Below are 19,892 nucleotides of genomic sequence, written 5' to 3'. Positions count from 1 at the left end.
GGCTTCTCCTAGCGACGGTGGATGTCGGCGATCTCGGACGGCGGCTGCTCGGTGAGCTGCTCCAGCCGCTGCTTGTCCTCGGGGCGACCGAGGAGCTTCGCGGCCAGGAACGAGGTGACGAGGTCCGCGAGGACCTGGCGCAGCCGCTCGGGGTCGGCGTCGGTGGGCTCCTCGAGGAACCCGCGAGCGGTCGAGGGGTCCTCGGGGTGCACCGGCAGCAGGTGGCCGCCGCCCGCGAGCCGGACCAGCCAGGCCTCGGTGGACTCCGGCAGGGCCTCGCGCCACGTGCGCTCGACCGGGTCGTGCGCCGCGGCGCCGGCCTGCTCGCCGTAACGGATCGCGCTCGCGGCGATCACGCCGTCGGCGGTGCCGTCGATCAGCAGGGTCGGGGCCGCGACGGGCGCGGCGAGCAGGGTGCGGGGCGCGTGGCCGAGCGCCTGCGCGGCCATGGTGTGGGCGGCGTAGGTGACCACGGCACGCACCTGGGGGAACCACTCGGCCCGCGCCGACTGCAGCAGGACCGTGCCACCGGCGGAGTGACCGAACACCCCGACCCGCTCGAGGTCCAGGAGTCCGGCCAGGGGCCCGGAGCCGTTGAGCGACGCGAGGGCGTCGAGCACCGGCGCGAGCGCGGGCGTGGTCGGCCGTTCGCCGTAGTGCTCGGGGCCGGCGGCCTCCAGGTCGATGCCGGGGGTGAGGCCCGGCTCGCCGGGGAACAGCTCACCCAGCCAGTCGTAGCCCGCCACGACGAAGCCGGCCTCGACCAGGCGGCAGGCGAGCCATCGGTAGCCGTCCGCCGGCAGGTTCACGCCGGAGGCGATCACCACGACCGGGTACGGCGCGCCGGCGGCGTCGGCGTCGAGCCGGCCACTCATGCGCTGGGCCTCGTCCTGGGCCGGCAGCGCCGGGTAGCGCGCAACCACGTGCACCGTGTCGTAGGGGGCGGGTGCCCCGGGGACGCGGACGGCGGTGCGCGCCGTGCGGACGTAGACCGACACGGGTCAGCCCCGCTCGTGCGCGCGGGCGAGGACCCGGTCGCCGCCCCAGAGGGCACGCACCAGGGTGGTGGTCATGTCGGGGCCGAAGAACCGGTCGCCCATCTCGTTGGCCGGGTCCCGCTCGGCGATGTTGCGGCGGATCGCCTCGTCGCTGGCGGCGAGCTCGGCCTGCTCCTCGAGCGGCACCCGCTCCGCCTCGTCGACCCAGCCGAGCCAGCGCTCCAGGTGCTCCTCGGCGATCTCGGCCACCAGGTCCGTGGTGCGACTGTCGGGCGGCGCCATGTAGCAGTGCGCCGTGGGCGAGAGCCCCGCACGCACGAAGGCGCTGCGGCTGACGAACGGCTCGAGGAAGGTGTTCTCGGTGCGGATCTGCTCCCACCGGGCGTTGATCGGCGCGTAGTAGCGGTCGAACGAGTCGGTGTCGGTCAGCAGGTTCGAGCGAGGCACGGAGTCGAGGTAGACCCAGCCGTGCGGGAAGGCGCCCAGCGCCATCCCGAAGTGCGGCACCCGCACCTGGGGGCCGAGCCACACCGTGAGGTGCACGTTGCAGAAGCCGAGTGCGGCGTTCTCCATGTGGGAGTGCACCAGCCAGTCGATCTCCGGGCCGGCGTAGGTGCGCACCCGGCCGGTCGGTCCGCCGTTGCCGCCGAAGGACTCGAGCACCTCCGAGGACGGGTCGCGGGTGAGCTCGAACCGCTCGGCGAGCCGCGCCCGCAGCCGCTCGACCAGCGCCAGCCAGGTCGCGAAGGTCTCCGAGACGTCGATCGGCGCAGCCGCGTCGAAGTGCTCCTGCACGGACTTCAGGTTCTGGCTCATCTTGCGCGGCTCCTGTGGTGAGGTCTTTCCGAGACTATATATGATCTATAGGCAGTGCAAGGGGGTCCGGGGCCTCTCCGGGTGGACCCGAGTCTCGTCCCCCAGCGCTGCCGCCGGGGGCGATTTACGCGATCGTCATCCGGCCGGCTCAGCCGGTGGGGTACGCCGCCGCCGCCAGGGGCGCGCCACCGGCGCGGAAGGCCGCGGGAGCGTGGACGACGCACGGCTGGACGTACTCCAGCACGCCCTCGTCGCCGTACTCGCGACCCCAGCCGGAGCGCTTCACCCCGCCGAACGGCGCCCGCAGAGTCAGGCCGGTGCGGTTGTGCGTGTTCACGAACGTGAAGCCGGCCTCCATCCGGGCGCCCAGCGCGAAGGCGTGCTCCTCGTCGGCCGACCAGACCGACGCGCCGAGGCCCAGGTCCCCGGCGTTGGCGCGCGCGAGCACCTCCTCCTCGTCGTCGAAGGCGAGCACCGGAAGCGCCGGGCCGAACTGCTCGGCCGCGACCAGCGGGTCCGCGTCGCCGGCACCGAGCACTAGGCTCGGGCGGACGAAGTAGCCGCGGCCGAGGTCGGTCTGTGCATCGACCGAGCCGAGCACCAGTGCCTCTGCGCCACCAGCCACGGCCTGCGCGACGAGCGCGGAGACCCGGTCGGCGGACTGGCCGCTCACCACCGGGCCCATCGAGACCCCGTCGTGCAGCGGGTCGCCGACGCACAGCATCCGGTCGGCGGCGGCGCGCAGGGCCTCGACCGCCTCGTCGTAGCGGGAGCGGTGCACGTAGAGCCGCTTGACGGCCATGCACACCTGGCCGCTGGTGGCGAACGCCGCCATGAGCAGCCGGTCGGCGGCGCCGTCGTCGAGGACCACGTCGTGGAGCAGCACGGCGGGGTCGTTGCCGCCCAGCTCGAGCAGGGCCGGCGTCAGGGCGCGACCGGCCAGCGAGCCGATCGCGCGGCCGGCGGACTCCCCGCCCGTGAAGGCCACCCGGTCGACCAGCGAGCTGCCGACCAGGGCGGCCGCGGTCTCGGCGTGACCCTGCACGACCTGGAGCAGCCCGGCCGGCAGCCGCGCCGCGACGGTCTCCAGAAACCGCTGCACGGCGAACGGCGCCAGTGGCGACGGCTTGACCACTACGGCGTTGCCGGCCGCGAGGGCCGGTCCGACCTTGAGCGCGGCCAGCACCACCGGCGCGTTCCAGGGGGTGATGGCGCCGACGACCCCGAACGGGCGGTGCCGGACCAGGAGCCTGCCTTGGGTGTCGTCGAGCTCGCGGTCGACCAGCAGCGCCTCGGCGCGGTCGGCCGCCCACCGCAGCACGGTCAGCGCGAACGCGAGCTCACCCCGGCTGTCGCCCAGCACCTTGCCGGTCTCGCGCGCCATCAACTCGGCCAGCTCCTCGAGCACCGGCTCGACCGCACCCGTCGCGGCGCGCACCGCGCCCGCCCGGTCCGGCACGGCCAGAGCCGCCCACCCGCGCTGCGCGTCGCGCGCCCGCTCGAGCGCCCGGTCGACCTGCGCGGGCGTGGTGACGCAGACGGTGCCGACCAGCTCGTCGGTGCGGGCGGGGTTCTCGCGGGTGATCACCGCGGCGGCTCCGGGACCAGGTCGCGCGGACGGAGCGAGTCGATCATGGAGGTCCGCCTGAGGTGGGCACGGCTGGCGGCCGGGTCGGCCGCCAAGGCTCGCAGCTCGTCGTGGTGGGCGCGGCGCGCGTCCGGGTCGGTCTCGCGCAGCTGCTTCCAGTTGTCGTGGGTGACCGTGCGCACGTAGGAGAGGGCGACGTCGCGCCGCGCGTCCAGCACGGCGTCGAGGACGCCCGCGTCGGCGCCGGCGATGACGTCGGCCAGCGCGGCACCGGCCAGGCAGGCATCGTGGATGCCGCTGTTCATGCCCATCCCGCCCAGCGGGTTGTTGACGTGAGCGGCGTCGCCCACGAGCAGGGCCCGGCCGATGCGGAACCGGTCGGCGACCCGCTGGTGGACCCGGTACAGCGAGGCATGCAGGAGGTCCCAGTCACGGCCCAGGTCGGCCACCCCCCGCAGCCGCTCCTGGACGCGTACGGCGCCGGTCTCGACCTCGTCCGGCGTGTCCGGGTCGGTGGGGAACAGGATCCGCCAGTGCTCGGGGGTCTGCAGCAGGACCAGCCACTCGTGCGGGTCGAAGACGTAGTTGACGGCCGCGATGCCCGGCAGCGCCGTCGACAGGTCCTCGGTCGTGGAGACGACCAGAAACCGCTCGGGATAGGTGATCCCCTCGAACTGTGCGCCGACGCTCTTGCGGACCACCGAGCTGGCGCCGTCCGCTGCGACCAGCCAGTCGCTGCGCCACTCCTGCCCGCTGCCGGTGCGCACGGCCGTGCCGTGCCGGTCCTGCTCGACCGCGACCACCTCCTGCTCGAAGTGCACGGTGGCGGACCCGCTCTCCTCCAGCGCCCGGAGCAGGATCGGCGTGAGCTTGCTCTGCTCGCACTGCACCCGGAACGGGTACGGCGTGTCCGCGGCGAGCGCGCCCAGGTCGAGCTCGGCGATCGGCCCGTCGACCCGGTCGCGGTACTGGAAGGTGGTGGAGACGATGCCGCGCTCCAGGAGCGCGTCCAGGACGCCCAGCTCCGCGAGCATCTCCAGGCTCGGCGGGTGGTACGTCGAGGCGCGCGACTCGGCCGCCAGGCCCGGCCCCGCCTCGAGGACGACCACCTGCAGGCCGCGGCGGACCAGGGTGAGGGCGGCGGTCAGGCCGACCGGCCCGGCCCCCACGACGATGACCGGGTTGCTCATGGCACCTCCAGGGAAGCGGCGTACCGCTGGTCGAGCTCGAGCTGGTCGGGCAGCCCCAGCAGGTCGGTGAGCCCCGTCCACTCCAGACGGGAGGTCGCGGCGGCGTGGCCGTCGCGCGCGATGGCGGCGTAGACCTCGGCGGCGGCGGCGGCCGCGGCGAGCAGCGCCGAGACCGGGTGGATGACCAGGCGCACCCCGACGGCGCGCAGCTCGGCGTCGGTGGGACCGGCGTCGACCGGTCCCGCTGCCTCCGAGCGGTTGTGCACCAGCGGCACCGGCCCCACGGTCCGCTCGAGGGCGGCGGCCACCGCGGTGTGGGCCGTCAGGTCGGCGCCCTCCACGAAGATCGCGTCGGCACCCGCGCGGGCGTAGGCGACCGCGCGCTCGACCACGGAGTCCAGCCCCTCGACCGACAGCGCGTCGGTGCGCGCCACGACGACCAGGTCGGTGCCCGCCTCGGCGGCGGCCCGGACCCGGCCCGCGGCCTCGGCGAGGCCGACGACCGCCTTGCCGGCGAGGTGGCCGCACCGCTTGGGCGAGGCCTGGTCCTCCAGGTGCAGGCCGCCGACCCCCGCGGCCGCGTACAGCCGGGTGGTGCGGCGCGCCTGCAGGGCGCTGCCGTAGCCGGTGTCGGCGTCGGCGAGGACGGGGAGGCCCCCCAGGACGGCGGTGAGCTCGGCGGCCCGCCCGGCGATGTCGGTGCCGTGGACGTGGCCGAGGTCGGGCAGTCCGAGCGCCACCGCGGAGGTCGCCGCACCGGAGAGGCAGACCGCCGCGGCTCCGGCGCGGGCCGCGAGCAGCGCCGTCACCGCGTCGTACACGCCGGGCAGGTGCACCACGTCGGGCCCGCCGACCAGCGCGCGCAGCCGCTGGGGCGCGCCGATGTCAGAGGTCACGCCGCTCACCGCGAGTGCAGCGCGAAGCCACCCTCGAGGCCGACGACCCGGGCACCGGTGAACACGCGGATGGTCTCCAGCGTGCCCTCCTCACCCAGCCCGGAGAGTCCCCAGGCGGGGCGCGGCGTCATCAGGTGCAGGCTCATGATGGTCGACCCGTTGACCTTCACCTCGCCGGCGCGGACCCGTCGCGCGACGTTCAGCGCCCGCTCGGTGTCGGCGCCGACGACGTAGCCCTCGAGGCCGTACGGCGTCGCGTTGGCCAGGGCGACCGCGCCGTCGTCACCGTCCACGTCGCGGTAGACGTGGACGGTGGCGACGGGGCCGAAGACCTCGTGCAGGGCGTCCTCGGAGGCCACCCCCGTCAGCAGGGTCGGCGCCAGGAAGTGGCCGCCGTCGGGCAGCGGCGTGGTGGCCGCCGCCGTCCCGCCGAGGGCGACCCGGTCCGCGATGGCCGCACGCAGGCGGGCCAGGTGGGCCGAGTGCACGACCGGGCCCAGCTCGGTGGCCGGGTCGAGCGGGTCGCCGGTCCGCAGGCCGGCGAGCCGCTCCAGCGCGAGCCGGAGGATCTCGTCGGCGGAGTCGGCGGGCAGGATCAGCCGGCCCAGCGCGCGGCACCACTGGCCGTTGAGGGTGGTCAGCAGGTCGACCGCCGCCCGGGCGGCGTCGGTGGGGTCGGCGTCCGGCAGCACGATCAGCGCGTTGTTGCCGCCGAGCTCGAGCTGGGTCGCGGTGAAGTCGGGGGCGCACGCGGTCGCGATGGCGCGCCCGCCCTCGAGGCCGCCGGTGAAGGAGACGGCCCGCACCCGCGGGTCCCGCACCAGCGCCCCGCCCACGGCAGGACCGCCCTGCACGAGCTGGAAGGTGCCGACGTCGGCGCCGCTGTCCAGGCCGGCGTCCGCGAGCACGCGGGAGACGACGCGCGCCATCTCCGTGGTCGCGTACGGGGCGAACTCGCTCGGCTTGAGGATGGTGGGGCAGCCGGCCGCGAGCGAGCTCGCGACCTTGTGGGCGGCCATGGGGGCGGGGGCGTTCCAGGGCACCAGGCACAGGGCCGGGCCGAGAGGCAGCCGGTGCACCTCGACCGGGTGCCCGGCCGGGCCATCCAGCACCTCGAGCAGGGCGCCGCCCCGCAGCATCTGCGCGGCGAGCCGGAAGGCGCCGGGCACGATCACCCCGACGATGCTCGTCTGGCTGACCGGCACGCCTGTGGCGAACGCCTCGAGCGCCGCGAGCCGGGGCACCTCCTCCTCGAGCTCGGTGGCGATCGCGTCCAGCACGTCGGCGCGCGCGCCGGGCGACATCCGCACCCACGCGCCCGACTGGTAGGCCGCGGCGGCCGCGGCGCCCGCGCGCTCGACGTCCTCGGCGCCGGTCGCGACGGCGGAGCCCAGCTGCGTCCCCAGGAACGGGTCCTCCAGGACCAGGTCGAGCCGCTCGCTCGGCACCGACCAGCGCCCGGCCACGAGCTGCGAGACCTCCGGCAGCTCCAGGCGCACGGCGCCGGCGTCGTACGACGTGGTCGTCACCCCTCACCCTGTCCTGCGAGGGCCGGCTGGGCGGCCGGCGGCTTGTCGAAGGAGTCGCTGGTGGTCAGCCCGGCCCATGATTCCTCCTCGACCAGCAGCCGCGCCAGGTCCAGCCGGCCGCGCTCGGCCGGGAACGCCTGCACGAGCCCCATCGCGGTGTCGCGCACCGAGCGTCCCACGACGTTGTCGAGCAGGGCGCCGGAGGTGCCGCACATCTTGAGGGCGTCGATCGCGACCGCGAAGGCGCGCTCGCAGATGGCGCCCTTCGCGAGCTTCCAGCTCTGCACGACCTCCTCCTTGGGCAGGATCGGCGGATCGCTGACCTCGAGCTCGATCTGGCGACGCAGCCACAGGTGCGCCTCGGCCAGCTGCTGCTCCCCGTCCCCGATCAGCACCTGGTGCATCGGGCTGGAGGCGATCGGCTTGCCGGTGTCGGCGAAGGTCGCCGACATGGTCCGGTCGAAGGCGTACTCCCACGCGCCGCGCGCGATCCCGGCGTAGATCGCGGCGATCGCGATCTGGTTGCCGACCCACGAGCCGCGCGACATCTGCGTGGCCCGGCCGAAGCCGCCGGGCACGGTGAGCGCCTTGTCGGCGGGGACGAAGCACTCCTCCATCACCAGCCCGTGGTTGTCGGAGGCGCGCATGCCCAGGCCGTTCCACTGCTGGCGCGGACGCACCCCGGCGGAGTCCCGGGCGACCAGGAAGAGGCTGAGCGCGTCGAGGCCCTCCACGTCCTCGCGCCGCGCGGTCACCAGGTAGTAGTCGGCCGTGCCGGACAGGCACCCGAACGACTTCTCGCCGTTGAGCAGCCAGCCGCCCTCGGTCGCGGTCGCCAAGGTGCTGATCAGCACGTTGGCGTTGCTCGCCTTGACCGCCTCGCTCGCGAAGTTGGCCAGGCACCGCTGGTCGCGGCCCATCAGATGCAGCACCTGCTCGGCGAAGGCCCGCACCTCCTCGCGCTCCTCGTCGGCGTACAGCCCGGCCTCGATCGCCGCCAGCGGCAGCATGCCCCGCGAGGAGGCCGAGCAGTGGAAGAAGAACGCCAGCGCCGTCGAGCCGCACGCGGTCCCGAGGGCGTACGTCGTCGCCGCGAGGTCGCGCAGGCCGCCACCGAGACCGCCGTACTCGACGGGCACGACGAGGCCGAGCAGCCCGGCGTCGGCGAGCAGCTTGACGTGGCCCGGAGGGAACTCCCCGCGCGCGTCGGCCTCCATGGCCGCGGCCCGGATCGTCGGCAGCACCGACTCCACGCGGGCGGCACGCTCCCGCTCGGCCTCGGTGAGGTCGGAGAGAAGTTGCTCAGCAGTCAGTCGTGCCGTCATCCTGCGGCTCCTACGTGGTCGGGTGGGTATGGACTGAGGTCGTGGCGCCGCGCCGGCAGGTCCGCCCGGTCGGCAAGACGCCGCCGCACGTGCTCGGCCAGCAGACCGAGGGCGGCGCCGTCCACCGGGGTGTGGACGTCGATGGTTCCGAGCAGCCGGATCAGGTCCTCCGTGGCAAGCGCGCCGTCGAGGCCGACCAGGGTGGTGTCGAAGTGGTTCACCCCGCTCTTGAGGGCGGTGAGCGCCTTGACCAGGCCGAGTCGGTCCCGGTCCTCCAGGCTCACGCGCAGCGGCACCGGCCGGGCGACGCCGACCGCCTCCTGCAGCGTCGCGCGGATCTCGAGCAGGGTCGCCTCCCCCGCGGTGTCGTCGAGGCAGATCTCCAGGACACCGGCGCCGGAGAGCACGTGCACGGCGGCGAGGACGTCGTCGGCGCACCGGGGCAGAAAGGCATGGGGGACGATCACGGAGGTCCGCGGCGCGAGGGGACCGAGCCGCTCGACGACCTGCGCGGCCTCACGCGGGTCGGCCAGAGCCAGCTCGAGCGTCGGCACGCCGAGGTCGAGGGCCTGCCGGGCCTGCCCGGGGTCCGCGACGAGCGCGGACCCGCTCGCCCCGTCGGGGAGCGGCACCGCAGCGGCGTCGCCGGTGGTGAGGTCGAGCACCCGGACCCGGATGCCGGTCGCGGCCACCCGGGCGGCGGCCTCGGCCACCCACGCCGCGTCCCCGTCGCGGGCCGCGAGAGCGGCCACCAGGCCGCTGTCGGACAGGGCCGCGACGTCGGGCAGCACGTCGGCGAACTGGCCCCAGCCGCGCGAGTGGAAGAGCAGCGGTGCCGTACGCCGCGCGGTGTGGGCGGCGCTCACCTCGCCCACGAAGATCGTGTGATCCCCGCCCGGGTGCTGGTGGACGACCGTGCAGTCGACCCAGCCCAGCCCGGAGTCCAGGAGCGGCACCCCGGTGGTCGCCGTCGACCACGTCTCCCCCGCGAACCGGTCGGTGACCTCGGGGACCATGCCGGCGAAGCGGCGGGCGAGCTCGGCCTGGTCCTTGGCCAGCACGCTGACCCCGAACACGCCGCTGTCGGCGATCAGGCCGTGGGTGTAGAGCTTGCGGTCCAGGCAGATGGAGACCAGTGGAGGCGAGAGGCTGACGCTGGAGAACGAGCTCGCCGTCATGCCGTGGCGCACGCCGTCGACCAGCGTGGTCACGATCGTGACCCCACTGGGCCACTGCGACAGCATGTCGCGGAACGCGGCCGCATCGACCATGGCTCCCCCTCTCATTTGTAGAGAATATACGATATCGGGCTGCCGGGGACAAGGTGCGGCGAACGCCCTCATCGAGCGCAGGGTTGAGGAGGATATAGAATCTCAGCAACACCGTCCGGTGTCCGGATAGAGGAGCTCCCCCCATGGCGCGACGAGCGCGGTCAACGTCGACCGTCCGACCGATCGAGCACCTGTCCCTGGTGGACCGGGTGACCGACGAGCTGCGGCGCGCCATCCTGGTCGGCGACATCCTGCCCGGCTCGGCGGTCTCCATCGTGGAGCTGTGCGAGCAGTTCGACGTCAGCCACATCCCGGTCCGTGAGGCCCTGCGCCGGCTCGAGAGCGAGGGCATCGTCAGCCTGCGTCCGGGCCGGTCCGCCCTCGTCGCCTCGCTCAGCGTCCAGGACCTCACCGACATCTACCGCCTGCGCCGCATCATCGAGGGCGACCTCGTCGAGCGCGCCGTGGCGCAGATGACCGACGAGCGCATCGCCGAGGCCGAGGACGCGCTCGAGGACTACGTCGCCATCGAGCGCGAGCCGGCCGCCCTCACCGCGGCCCACCACCACTTCCACGCCGTCCTGCTCGAGGACGTCATGGGCGCGACCGACCTGCGCGTCCTCGAGCTGCTGTGGCACACCGCCGACCGCTACCTGCACCTGCTCATGGGCGAGCTCGACGTCGCCCCGGAGGCCCGCGAGCACCGGATCAGCGAGCACCGCACGATCCTGGAGCACGCTCGCGCGCGCGACGCCGCGCAGACGCGCGAGGCCTGGGTGGCCCACCTCGACGCCAGCGAGGACGCGCTGCGCGCCGCCCTCGAGGCCCGCACCGCCGCGCTCGAGGCCTGAGGGTCCTCAGAGCGCGGGCGTCCGGTCCGCCGCGGCCACCAGGCTCCCGGCCAGCGCCCAGGGGCGCCCGTCGACGACGTCGGTGCCGCGCGTGACGAAGCGGTTGACCGCACACGCCGGCCGCAGGGTCGCCACGGTGACGGCGGCGTCCGCCGGCACCGGCTCCGGGCGGCTGATCACGCCCGCGAACGGCCGCTCCCAGGCGGTCCAGAGGGTGAAGTCGGCCGAGAGCGGGATCAGGCCTCCGGCGCCGTGCTCGGTCGGCACGCTGGCGACCGCGAGGTTGAGCCGGTTCTCCGCCGCGCGCTCGAGCAGCAGCAGCTCCAGGTCGTGCACGGAGCCCACGGTGAATGGGACGGCGACCACGTCGGCGTCCCGCAGCGCGGCCAGCCGGAACGTCTCGGGGTAGAGGGCGTCGTCGCCGACGACCACCGCCAGCCGCCCCCACGGCGCGTCGTGGATCTCCAGGCCGTCGCCGAGATCCGTCGCCCAGGCGGCGTGCCGCTCGCTGCGGTGCAGCTGGGGCTGGCGCATCCGGACGCCGTCCGCGCCGATCACGAGCCCGACGTGCCGCTCACCCTCGGCGACGCTGGTCACGACCAGGGCGTCGCTCCCGGCCAGCAGCGCGGCGAGCTCCTCGGGCGCGGGCCCGGCGAGCTCGGGCAGCACGACCAGGGCGGCGCCGGCGTCGAGGGCCTCCCGCACCAGCGCCGTGACCTCGGCGTCCGACGACGGGGTCACGACCGCCGCGACCAGCTCCTCAGCACCGGCGGGGGCGCGGCGCCCGACCGGCGGCGCCACGATGGCTCCGTACAGCTCGGGGCGGCGCGAGGCGAAGACGTCGGTGCCGTCGGCACGACGCTTGTCGTCGGCGAGCTCCACCTCGATGTCCGCGACCGCGATGGCCTCCCCCGCATGCGGGGCGATCGCCACCACGGACCCGTCGGGAGCGACCACCTGGCTCTCACCGGCCCCGTGCAGCAGCGACTCGGGCACTCCCGTGCGCTCGGACACCATGGCGATGCTGTGCTCGGGCACCAGCGGCCCCACCTTGTTGGCGGCCACCACCCAGACGCGGTTCTCGACCCCGCGGACCGGGACGTGCAGGGAGGCCTCGTCGAGGGCGAAGGAGTTGAGGCTGTTGAGGAGGATCTGCGCCCCGCCGAGCGCGAGCATGCGCGGGGTCTCGTTGATGACGCCGTCCATGCACGAGTAGAGCCCGATCCGGCCGTACGGCGTCTCGACGACCGGCGAGCCCTCCGTCGCCGGGTCGAGGTGGTCGCGCTCGCTGCCCATGAGCACCTGCTTGTCGCTGGTGGCCGCGATGCTCCCGTCCGGCGCGAAGAGGATGTTCGTGCCGGTGGCGCGCCCGTCGGCGCGGGCCACGACGCAGTTGGCCATCAGGTAGATGCCGTGCCGCGCGGCCCGCTCCCCCAGCGTGGTGACGAAGGCGCCGTCCAGCGTCACGGCCAGGCGCCGGGCGTGCTCGCGGTCGGCGTACCAGGAGACGTGATGGGTGAACTCCGGCAGGACCACGATCCGTGCGCCCCGCGCGGCGGCGGCGTCGGTCATCCGCAGCGCGGTCGCGAGGTTGGCCTCGACGTCCTCGGAGACGGCGAACTGGACGGCGGCCACACGAACGACGGTCACGGCGACTCCTATATATCTTCTATGATTGCCGATACGCTCCGCAGAGTATCCCGAGGACAGGAGCATGAGGCATGTCGGACACCACCCGTGAGACAGTCGCCCCGTCCGACACCGTGGAGGTCCAGGCCTTCGCCGGGAGGCCGCCGGTCACGGTGGACCTCGCCAAGGCCGCCCCCTTCGGGTGGTGGCCGGCCGTGGTCATCGCCCTCGTCGCCTTCATCGACCGGGTCGAGGTCAACCTGATCGCGGGCGCCCTGCCCCAGATCCAGGACCACTTCGGCTTCAGCGACGCCTGGGCGGGCGCGATCCCCACGGCCGCCTCGGTCGCCGGCGCCCTCCTGGTGCTGCCGGCCGGTCGCCTCGCCGACCGCGCGCCGCGCGTGGTGACCATCTCGCTGGTCGTGCTGATCTGGGCCCTGTGCTCGGTGGCGAGCGGCCTGGCGACCAGCTTCCTGATGTTCTTCATCATCCGGATCGCCATCGGCGGCGCCGGTCAGCTCTACAACCCCCCCGCCTCCTCGCTGCTCGCCGACTACTACCCGGCGCGCAGCCGGGCCAAGGCCTACGGCTTCGAGCGCGCCGGCTACTACATGGGCCTGCCCTGCGGCGTCATCCTCGGTGGAGCCGTGGCCGACGCCTACGACTGGCGCACGGTGTTCTTCGTCGCCGCGGTGCCCGGGCTGCTCGTGGCCGTCCTCGTCCTCACCGTCAAGGACCCGCTGCGTGGCCTCGGCGACCGGCTCGACCAGACCCGCGCCGGAGACCGGGACGCCGCGCGCGGCGTGCACGTCGTCGACGACCGGTCGATCTGGGCCCAGACCGCCGACCTGCTGCGGATCCCCACCCTGCGCGGCGTCACCGTCTCCCTGGCGATGCTGTCGCTGGGGGTCGCGGGCCTCTTCTACTGGATCCCGACCTTTCTGGTCCGCGTCGAGGGCGTCAGCGAGTCCACCGGATCCGCCCTGTCCGGCGCGGTCGGCGGCACCGGCATCGTGATCGGCATCGTGCTCGGCTCGCGGTTCGGGGACCGCTACCACGGTGTCCGGAAGGGCTGGCGGATCAACGTCTCCGCCGTCTTCCTGCTCGTGGGGGCCCTCGGCCTGACCGGGACCGTGCTGCTGCCCGGCGTCGGGGTGCGCAGCGCGATGATCGCGCTGGCCTGCATCGGCTTCGCCGCCGCGATCCCCAACATGACCGCCGCCAACGCCGACGTGCTGCCGGCCAACGGCCGCGGCATGGGCTTCGCCGTGCTGACCTTTCTGGTCACCCTCGGCGGCTCGGCCGGCCCGCTGCTGATCGGGTTCGTCTCGACGATGCTGGCCGACACCTTCGACCTCAACAAGGCCGACTCGCTGCAGTTCGCCATGCTGACCCTGCTGCCGCCCCTGTTCATCTGCATCGGGATGGCCGCGAAGATCCGCCACACCTACGACGAGGACGCCGCCAGGGCCCTCGCCGCCACCTGAGGGCTGCCGCCCCGGAGCGGTCAGCCGGAGCGGTCAGCCGTAGTGGCGGACGACCGCGCGGCCCGGCCGGGCGGGGACCGTCGTACCGGCCGGGGCGTGGAGCCAGCTCCGCTCGTCGAGCCACAGGACGTCCACGTCGGCGTCGAAGCTCTGCTCCGGCAGGTCGTCGTGCACGCTGAGCGTCCCGACGAGCTCGTCGTGAGCCGCCCGCTGCTCGCCCACGGCGAGCGGGGCCACCCGGGCGGTGCCGGCGTCCGCGGCCGGACCGTCGGTCCAGCCGCCGCCGGGCCCGGAGAACCACACCAGCGCGCGGGTGCCGTCGGCGACCGACGTCGCGGAGCGGGTCGCGCGCGGCTCGACGACGAGCAGGTCGCCCAGGGCGGCGGTGTGGCCGCTGATGCTCAGGGCACCCGAGAGCAGCACCATCTCCTCGCCCGCGGGCTGGTGACCCACGGCGTCGCGCCGCCAGCCGTCGGGGAACTGCACCATCACCGTGCGCGTGCCGCGCTCGGCGTCGGCGTGCAGCAGCACCATCCGGGCCGGCTTCTCGGCTCCCGCGATCTGGTGCTCACGCCACTCCAGGTCGGGGGCGTCCAGGTCGAGAACGGTCATCTGCTGCTCCTAGGGTCGAGACGGGTGAGAGGTGAGATGGGCGACGACCTCGGACTCGGTGAGGACGTCGGCGTACTTGGCGTCGAGGTCGAAGAGGCTCTGCTCGTGGGCCGCCACGTCGCGATCACCGCACGCCTCGGCCACGACCACGGGGCGGAAGCCGTGCTGCAGCGCGTCGAGCGCCGAGGCGCGCACGCAGCCGCTGGTCGAGAAGCCGGTGACGACCACGGTGTCGACGCGGGCCGCGGTCAGCGAGGCGGCCAGGCTGGTGCCGAAGAACGACGAGGCGTACTGCTTGCTGACCACCAGCTCGCCGGCGCGCGGTGCAGGAGCGCTCGGGAAGGCGGCGTACGGCGAGCCGGGCTCGAACACCGACAGCCCCGGCACCTTGACCGCGAACCACCCGGCGTCGGCGCCGCCCGCCGCGATGACGACCTGCGTGAACAGCACCGGGTGGCCGGCCTGGCGGGCGGCGTCGACCACGCGCTCGGCGCTCGCGCGTGCCGCCTCGAAGCGGCCCGCCCCGTCGCCCAGCGGGCCGTCGAGGTAGGCGCGCGCGACGTCGACGACCAGCACCGCCGGGCGCGTGCCGAAGCCGATGCGGCCCCGGAAGCCCACGGACTCGTAGTCGGCCTCGCGGTCCATCCTCAGATCACGCCGTCCGCGGCGAGGGCACTGCGCTCCTCGGGCGCCAGGCCCAGCAGGTCTCCGTAGACCTCGTCGTTGTGCTGGCCGAGCTCCGGGCCGGTCCAGCGGATGCTGCCCGGCGTCGCCGACAGCTTGGGCACCACGTTCTGCATGGCGAGCTCGCCGAAGCGCGCGTCCGGCACCCTCACGATCGCGTCGCGTGCCTGGAAGTGCGGGTCGGACAGCATGTCCGCCGCCTTGAAGATCCGGCCTGCGGGCACGCCACCCTCGTGGAGGAGCGCGAGCAGCGCGTCCGAGTCGTGCTTGGCGGTCCAGATCGCGATGTGGTCGTCGAGCTCCTGCTGGCGCTCGCCGCGGCCGGAGTGGTCGGCGTACCGGCTGCCCGGCTCGGCGAGCTCGGGCTCGTCCATGAGCGCGGCCAGCCGCCGGAACACCGAGTCCTGGTTGGCCGCGATCAGGATCAGCTGGCCGTCGGCGGTCGGGTAGACATTGCTGGGCGCGACGTTCGGCAGCACCGCGCCGGTGCGCTCGCGCTGGTAGCCCTGGACGTCCCACTCGGTCACGGTGCTCTCCATCATCGCGAGCACGGACTCGTAGATGGCGCTGTCGACGACCTGGCCCTGCCCCGTGACGTCGCGGTGCCGCAGCGCCGCCAGAGCGCCGATGGTCGCGTGCATCGCGGCCAGCGCGTCGCCGATGGAGATGCCGGTGCGCGAGGGCTGCCGGTCCGGCTCGCCGGTGATGTAGCGCAGGCCGCCCATCGCCTCGCCGATCGAGCCGTAGCCGGCGCGCGAGGAGTAGGGGCCGGTCTGTCCGTAGCCGCTCACGCGGACCAGGACCAGCCGGGGGTTGAGCTCGCGGAGCCGGTCGTAGCCGAGGTTCCACTTCTCGAAGGTGCCGGGCCGGAAGTTCTCGACGACGATGTCGGCCTCGGCCACCAGCCGCTCGAAGATCCGCTGGCCGGGCGCCTCGCGCAGGTTCAGCGTCACCGAGCGCTTGTTGCGGCCCACGACGGGCCACCACAGCGAGCTGCCCTCGGACTTCTCGCGCCCCCACTGGCGCATCGGGTCGCCGACGCCCGGCGGCTCGACCTTGATCACGTCGGCCCCCATGTCGCCCATCAGCTGGCCGGCGAAGGGGCCGGCCAGGAGCTGGCCGGCCTCGATGACTCGGACGCCCGCGAGGGGGCCGGTGGCTGCGTTCGTCATGCCTGCATCATATATCCGATAGGGTTTCGGGATGAGCCAGGTCCAGATCGTCGAGGTGTCCCCGCGCGACGGGCTGCAGAACGAGTCGCGCCTGGTGTCCACCGCGGACAAGGCGGCCCTCGTGCGCCGCTGCCTCGACGCGGGGGCGCGGCGCGTCGAGGTCACCGCCTTCGCCCACCCCGACCGCGTTCCCCAGATGGCCGACGCCGAGGCGGTGATGGCCGAGGTGCGCGACGACCCGCGGCTGCGCTCCATCGGGCTGGTGCTCAACCGGCGCGGCCTCGAGCGCGCCATCGCCGCGGGGTGCGACGAGGTGACGGTGGTCGTGGTCGTCAGCGACGGGCTGGCCCTGCGCAACCAGGGGGTCGACACCGCCGGCCAGGTCGCCGCGTGGCAGGCGATGGCCGACGACGCGAGAGCGGCCGGACTGGCGACCACCGTGATCCTGGCGGCGGCGTTCGGCTGTCCCTTCGACGGCGAGGTGCCGACCGCGCGCGTGCTCGAGGTCGCCCGCGGGGTGCTCGAGGGCGGGCCCGACGAGCTGGCGATCGCGGACACCATCGGCGTCGGGGTCCCCCAGCAGGTCCGCTCGATCGTCTCCGGGCTGCGGGCCCTCGACGCGCGGCTCCCTCTGCGCGCGCACTTCCACAACACCCGCAACACCGGCTACGCCAACGCGCTGGCCGCCGTCGAGGCGGGGGTCTCGGTCCTCGACGCCTCCGCCGGGGGCATCGGCGGCTGCCCCTTCGCCCCCGGCGCCACCGGCAACATCGCCACCGAGGACCTGCTCTACCTGCTGCACCGCTCCGGGCACGAGACCGGACTGGACGCCGCCTGCCTGGCCGCCACCGGCACCTGGGTCAGCGGCCTCCTCGGCCTGCCCCAGGCCCCCGCACAGCTCGGCCGCGCGGGACTCTTCCCGCACCCCTGACCCCGTCTCGGGGTCGCGGCCCGGGGTCCGGCCCGGGGTCGGGTCAGAGCGTTCCCCGATGCGGGAAGGATCGTCTGCGGACGAGGCTTCTCGACATGATCACCATCGACTCACTGACCAGGACGTACGGCTCCTTCACCGCCGTCGACGACGTCACGTTCGAGGCCCGACCGGGCCGCGTGACCGGGTTCCTCGGCCCCAACGGGGCCGGGAAGTCCACCTCCATGCGGGTCATGGTCGGGCTCACTCCCCCGACCTCCGGCACCGCCCTGATCGCGGGGCGCCGCTTCGCGGACCTGCCCAACCCGGGCCGGGAGGTGGGGGTGCTGCTCGACGCCTCGGCGCAGCACGCCGGCCGCACCGGCCGCGAGATCCTCACCATCGCCCAGCGCACGATGGGCCTGCCCGCCGCGCGGGTCGACGAGATGCTCGACGTCGTCAGCCTCACCGACGCCGAGGCCTCGCGGCGGGTGCGCAACTACTCGCTGGGCATGCGCCAGCGGCTGGGCATCGCCACCGCCCTCATCGGCGACCCCCAGGTGCTGATCCTCGACGAGCCGGCCAACGGCCTCGACCCGGCCGGAATCCGCTGGATGCGCGACCTGCTGCGCGGCTACGCCAACCGCGGCGGCACCGTGCTGCTGTCCTCGCACCTGCTGCACGAGATCGAGGTCATCGCCGACGACATCGTGGTCATCGGCCACGGGCGCATCGTCGCGCAGGGCACCAAGGCCGAGCTGCTCGAGGCGGCCGGCACGATCGTGCGCAGCGACGACCTGGCCGGCCTGGTCGGGGCGCTGGACGCCGCCGAGATCGGCGGCACGCCGTACGCCGACGGCGCGCTGCGCACCGACGCCCACGCGTCGGTCGTCGGCAAGGTCGCGCTCGCGGCCGGCGTCGCCCTCACCGAGCTCCGCGCCGCCGACGGCGCCGGGCTCGAGGAGATGTTCCTCGAGCTCACCGCAGACACCCAACGAGAAGGAGCAGCGGCATGACCGCCATCACCGTCGACGCGGTCGACACCAGCGCCACCACCCGGCCCGTCCATCCCCCGATCCCGCTCACCCGCGTCGCGGGTGTCGAGCTGCGCAAGATGTTCGACACCCGCTCCGGCTTCTGGCTCATGGCCAGCATCGCGATCACCGCCGTCCTCGCCACCGGCGCGGTGATCCTGTTCGCCCCCGACAGCGAGCTCACCTACGAGTCCTTCGCCTCCGCCATCGGCTTCCCGATCGCGGTCATCCTGCCGATGGTCGCCGTGCTGTCCGTGACCGGCGAGTGGAGCCAGCGCACGGGCCTCACGACGTTCACCCTCGTGCCGCACCGCGAGCGCGTCATCGCCGCCAAGCTGCTCGTCGCCGTCGCGGTCGGCGTGGTGTCCATGTTCCTCGCCGGCGCGATCGGCGCCCTCGGCAATGTCGTCGGGACCGCGATCACCGGCACCGACACGGTCTGGAACGTGTCGGCGACCGAGTTCGCCTACATCATCCTGGCCAACGTGCTCGGCATGCTGATCGGCTTCATGCTCGGGGTGCTCATCCGCAACTCCCCCGGCGCGATCGTGGCGTACTTCGTCTACTCGTTCGTGCTGCCCACCCTGTCGATGCTGCTGGCCACCACGCAGGAGTGGTTCGCCGACCTGCAGAGCTGGGTCGACTTCAACTTCGCCCAGGGCTCGCTCTTCGAGGGGCAGATGTCCGGGGAGGCCTGGGCCCAGCTCGCCACCACCGGCACCCTCTGGCTGATCCTCCCCCTGGCCGTCGGCCTGGCCCTGGTCATGCGCTCCGAGGTGAAGTGACCCGTCACCAACTGCTCGAAATGACCGCTGACCCGTCAGAAAGTTTCTGACGGGTCAGCGGTTCGTACGGCGGTCAGCGGGCGGAGGTGCCCTCGACGTAGTCGGAGTCGTGGCTCTTCACCCAGGCCATGAGCTTGCGGAGCTCGCGGCCGGTCTTCTCGATCGGGTGGGACTCGCCCTCCTCGCGGAACTTGGTGAACTCCGGGGAGCCGTTGTCCATGTCGGCGATGAACCGCTCGGCGAACTTGCCGTTCTTGATGTCCTCGAGGACGGCCTCCATGTTGCGCTTCACGTCGGGGGTGATGACGCGGGTGCCGGAGACGTAGTCGCCGAACTCGGCGGTGTCGGAGACCGACCAGCGCTGCTTGGCGATGCCGCCCTCGTACATCAGGTCGACGATCAGCTTCAGCTCGTGCAGGCACTCGAAGTAGGCGACCTCGGGCTGGTAGCCGGCCTCGGTGAGGACCTCGAAGCCGTACTGCACCAGCTTGGAGGCGCCACCGCAGAGGACGGCCTGCTCGCCGAAGAGGTCGGTCTCGGTCTCCTCGGTGAAGGTGGTCTTGATGCCGCCGGCGCGCAGGCCGCCGATCCCCTTCGCGTAGGACAGCGCGAGCGGCCAGGCGTTGCCCGACGCGTCCTTCTCGACGGCGACGAGGACGGGCACGCCGCGCCCGTCGACGTACTCGCGGCGCACCAGGTGGCCGGGGCCCTTGGGCGCGACCATGAACACGTCGACGCCCTCGGGCGGGGTGATGTAGCCGAAGCGGATGTTGAACCCGTGGCCGAAGACCAGGGTGTCACCCTCGGCGAGGTGGGGGGCGATCTCCTCGGCGTACAGCTTGCGCTGGTGCTGGTCGGGAGCCAGGATCACGATCAAGTCGGACTCCTCGGCGGCCTCGGCCGGCGTCACGACGCGCAGCCCCTCGGCCTCGGCCTTGGCGCGGCTCTTGGAGCCCGGCTGCAGGCCGACGCGGACGTCGACGCCCGAGTCGCGCAGCGACAGTGCGTGGGCGTGGCCCTGGCTGCCGTAGCCGATCACCGCCACGTTCTTGCCCTGGATCAGGGACAGGTCGGCGTCATCGTCGTAGAACATCTCAGCCACGTCGGGCTTCTCC

The 19,892-nt window shown here is 73.7% G+C and carries 18 protein-coding genes; 5 read left to right on the top strand and 13 right to left on the bottom strand.

Annotated elements, in window-relative coordinates:
* Window positions 1-8: 8 nt before the first annotated feature.
* The 8 genes from LQ940_RS06230 to LQ940_RS06195 form a co-directional block, all read right to left on the bottom strand.
* The gene (locus tag LQ940_RS06230; protein WP_231241915.1) at window positions 9-998 is read right to left on the bottom strand and encodes an alpha/beta hydrolase family protein; all 990 of its coding nucleotides are present in this window, start codon (window positions 996-998) and stop codon (window positions 9-11) included.
* Window positions 999-1,001: 3 nt separating this feature from the next.
* Entirely contained in the window at window positions 1,002-1,814 is an 813-nt protein-coding gene (locus tag LQ940_RS06225) for a hypothetical protein (protein WP_231241916.1), read from the bottom strand.
* A 148-nt stretch (window positions 1,815-1,962) separates the two neighbouring features.
* On the bottom strand, window positions 1,963-3,402 hold the full coding sequence (locus LQ940_RS06220; RefSeq protein WP_231241917.1) for an aldehyde dehydrogenase family protein: 1,440 nt from the start codon (window positions 3,400-3,402) through the stop codon (window positions 1,963-1,965).
* Window positions 3,399-4,592 (bottom strand): FAD-dependent oxidoreductase, encoded by a 1,194-nt coding sequence (locus tag LQ940_RS06215; protein ID WP_231241918.1) that lies wholly within the window; start codon window positions 4,590-4,592, stop codon window positions 3,399-3,401. Before LQ940_RS06215 ends, LQ940_RS06220 begins: the two co-directional genes overlap by 4 nt.
* Complete coding sequence (locus LQ940_RS06210) at window positions 4,589-5,488, bottom strand: isocitrate lyase/PEP mutase family protein (protein WP_231241919.1); 900 nt, start codon at window positions 5,486-5,488, stop codon at window positions 4,589-4,591. Before LQ940_RS06210 ends, LQ940_RS06215 begins: the two co-directional genes overlap by 4 nt.
* 5 nt (window positions 5,489-5,493) lie before the next feature.
* On the bottom strand, window positions 5,494-7,017 hold the full coding sequence (locus LQ940_RS06205) for an aldehyde dehydrogenase family protein (RefSeq protein WP_231241920.1): 1,524 nt from the start codon (window positions 7,015-7,017) through the stop codon (window positions 5,494-5,496).
* On the bottom strand, window positions 7,014-8,342 hold the full coding sequence (locus tag LQ940_RS06200; RefSeq protein WP_231241921.1) for an acyl-CoA dehydrogenase family protein: 1,329 nt from the start codon (window positions 8,340-8,342) through the stop codon (window positions 7,014-7,016). Before LQ940_RS06200 ends, LQ940_RS06205 begins: the two co-directional genes overlap by 4 nt.
* Window positions 8,339-9,628, bottom strand: a complete 1,290-nt coding sequence (locus LQ940_RS06195; RefSeq protein WP_231241922.1) for a flavin reductase — start codon at window positions 9,626-9,628, stop codon at window positions 8,339-8,341. The genes LQ940_RS06200 and LQ940_RS06195 overlap by 4 nt, the downstream gene beginning before the upstream one ends.
* A gap of 128 nt (window positions 9,629-9,756) precedes the next feature.
* Here LQ940_RS06195 and LQ940_RS06190 point away from each other — a divergent pair, with 128 nt between their 5' ends.
* The gene (locus LQ940_RS06190) at window positions 9,757-10,464 is read left to right on the top strand and encodes a GntR family transcriptional regulator (protein ID WP_231241923.1); all 708 of its coding nucleotides are present in this window, start codon (window positions 9,757-9,759) and stop codon (window positions 10,462-10,464) included.
* A 6-nt stretch (window positions 10,465-10,470) separates the two neighbouring features.
* On the opposite strand, the gene LQ940_RS06185 is transcribed toward LQ940_RS06190, so the two are convergent.
* Window positions 10,471-12,114: a nitrilase-related carbon-nitrogen hydrolase gene (locus LQ940_RS06185; RefSeq protein ID WP_231241924.1), complete on the bottom strand. Its 1,644-nt coding sequence runs from the start codon at window positions 12,112-12,114 to the stop codon at window positions 10,471-10,473.
* A gap of 71 nt (window positions 12,115-12,185) precedes the next feature.
* Here LQ940_RS06185 and LQ940_RS06180 point away from each other — a divergent pair, with 71 nt between their 5' ends.
* Window positions 12,186-13,580, top strand: a complete 1,395-nt coding sequence (locus tag LQ940_RS06180; protein ID WP_231241925.1) for an MFS transporter — start codon at window positions 12,186-12,188, stop codon at window positions 13,578-13,580.
* 33 nt (window positions 13,581-13,613) lie between these two features.
* Here LQ940_RS06180 and LQ940_RS06175 read toward each other — a convergent pair whose 3' ends face one another.
* The 3 genes from LQ940_RS06175 to LQ940_RS06165 are packed head-to-tail and all read right to left on the bottom strand — an operon-like array spanning window position 13,614 to window position 16,048.
* Window positions 13,614-14,192, bottom strand: coding sequence for a hypothetical protein (locus tag LQ940_RS06175; protein ID WP_231241926.1), 579 nt, complete (start codon window positions 14,190-14,192; stop codon window positions 13,614-13,616).
* A 9-nt stretch (window positions 14,193-14,201) separates the two neighbouring features.
* Window positions 14,202-14,837, bottom strand: coding sequence for an isochorismatase family protein (locus LQ940_RS06170; protein WP_231241927.1), 636 nt, complete (start codon window positions 14,835-14,837; stop codon window positions 14,202-14,204).
* Window positions 14,838-14,839: 2 nt separating this feature from the next.
* The gene (locus tag LQ940_RS06165; protein ID WP_231241928.1) at window positions 14,840-16,048 is read right to left on the bottom strand and encodes a CaiB/BaiF CoA transferase family protein; all 1,209 of its coding nucleotides are present in this window, start codon (window positions 16,046-16,048) and stop codon (window positions 14,840-14,842) included.
* Window positions 16,049-16,079: 31 nt separating this feature from the next.
* Between LQ940_RS06165 and LQ940_RS06160 the strand changes: the two genes are divergently transcribed.
* From LQ940_RS06160 to LQ940_RS06150, 3 genes are all read left to right on the top strand, one after another.
* On the top strand, window positions 16,080-16,979 hold the full coding sequence (locus LQ940_RS06160) for a hydroxymethylglutaryl-CoA lyase (RefSeq protein ID WP_231241929.1): 900 nt from the start codon (window positions 16,080-16,082) through the stop codon (window positions 16,977-16,979).
* 95 nt (window positions 16,980-17,074) lie between these two features.
* The gene (locus LQ940_RS06155; protein WP_231241930.1) at window positions 17,075-17,974 is read left to right on the top strand and encodes an ABC transporter ATP-binding protein; all 900 of its coding nucleotides are present in this window, start codon (window positions 17,075-17,077) and stop codon (window positions 17,972-17,974) included.
* Window positions 17,971-18,777 (top strand): ABC transporter permease subunit, encoded by an 807-nt coding sequence (locus LQ940_RS06150; RefSeq protein WP_231241931.1) that lies wholly within the window; start codon window positions 17,971-17,973, stop codon window positions 18,775-18,777. Before LQ940_RS06155 ends, LQ940_RS06150 begins: the two co-directional genes overlap by 4 nt.
* Before the next feature lie 73 nt (window positions 18,778-18,850).
* Here LQ940_RS06150 and ilvC read toward each other — a convergent pair whose 3' ends face one another.
* Complete coding sequence (gene ilvC, locus LQ940_RS06145) at window positions 18,851-19,879, bottom strand: ketol-acid reductoisomerase (RefSeq protein ID WP_269217234.1); 1,029 nt, start codon at window positions 19,877-19,879, stop codon at window positions 18,851-18,853.
* Window positions 19,880-19,892: the final 13 nt, after the last annotated feature.

The sequence above is a fragment of the Nocardioides sp. cx-173 genome (assembly GCF_021117365.1).
In the GTDB taxonomy this organism is placed as follows: domain Bacteria; phylum Actinomycetota; class Actinomycetes; order Propionibacteriales; family Nocardioidaceae; genus Nocardioides.
Note: the sequence above shows the minus strand (reverse complement) of the source record. Positions and strands in the feature narration are given on the sequence as shown.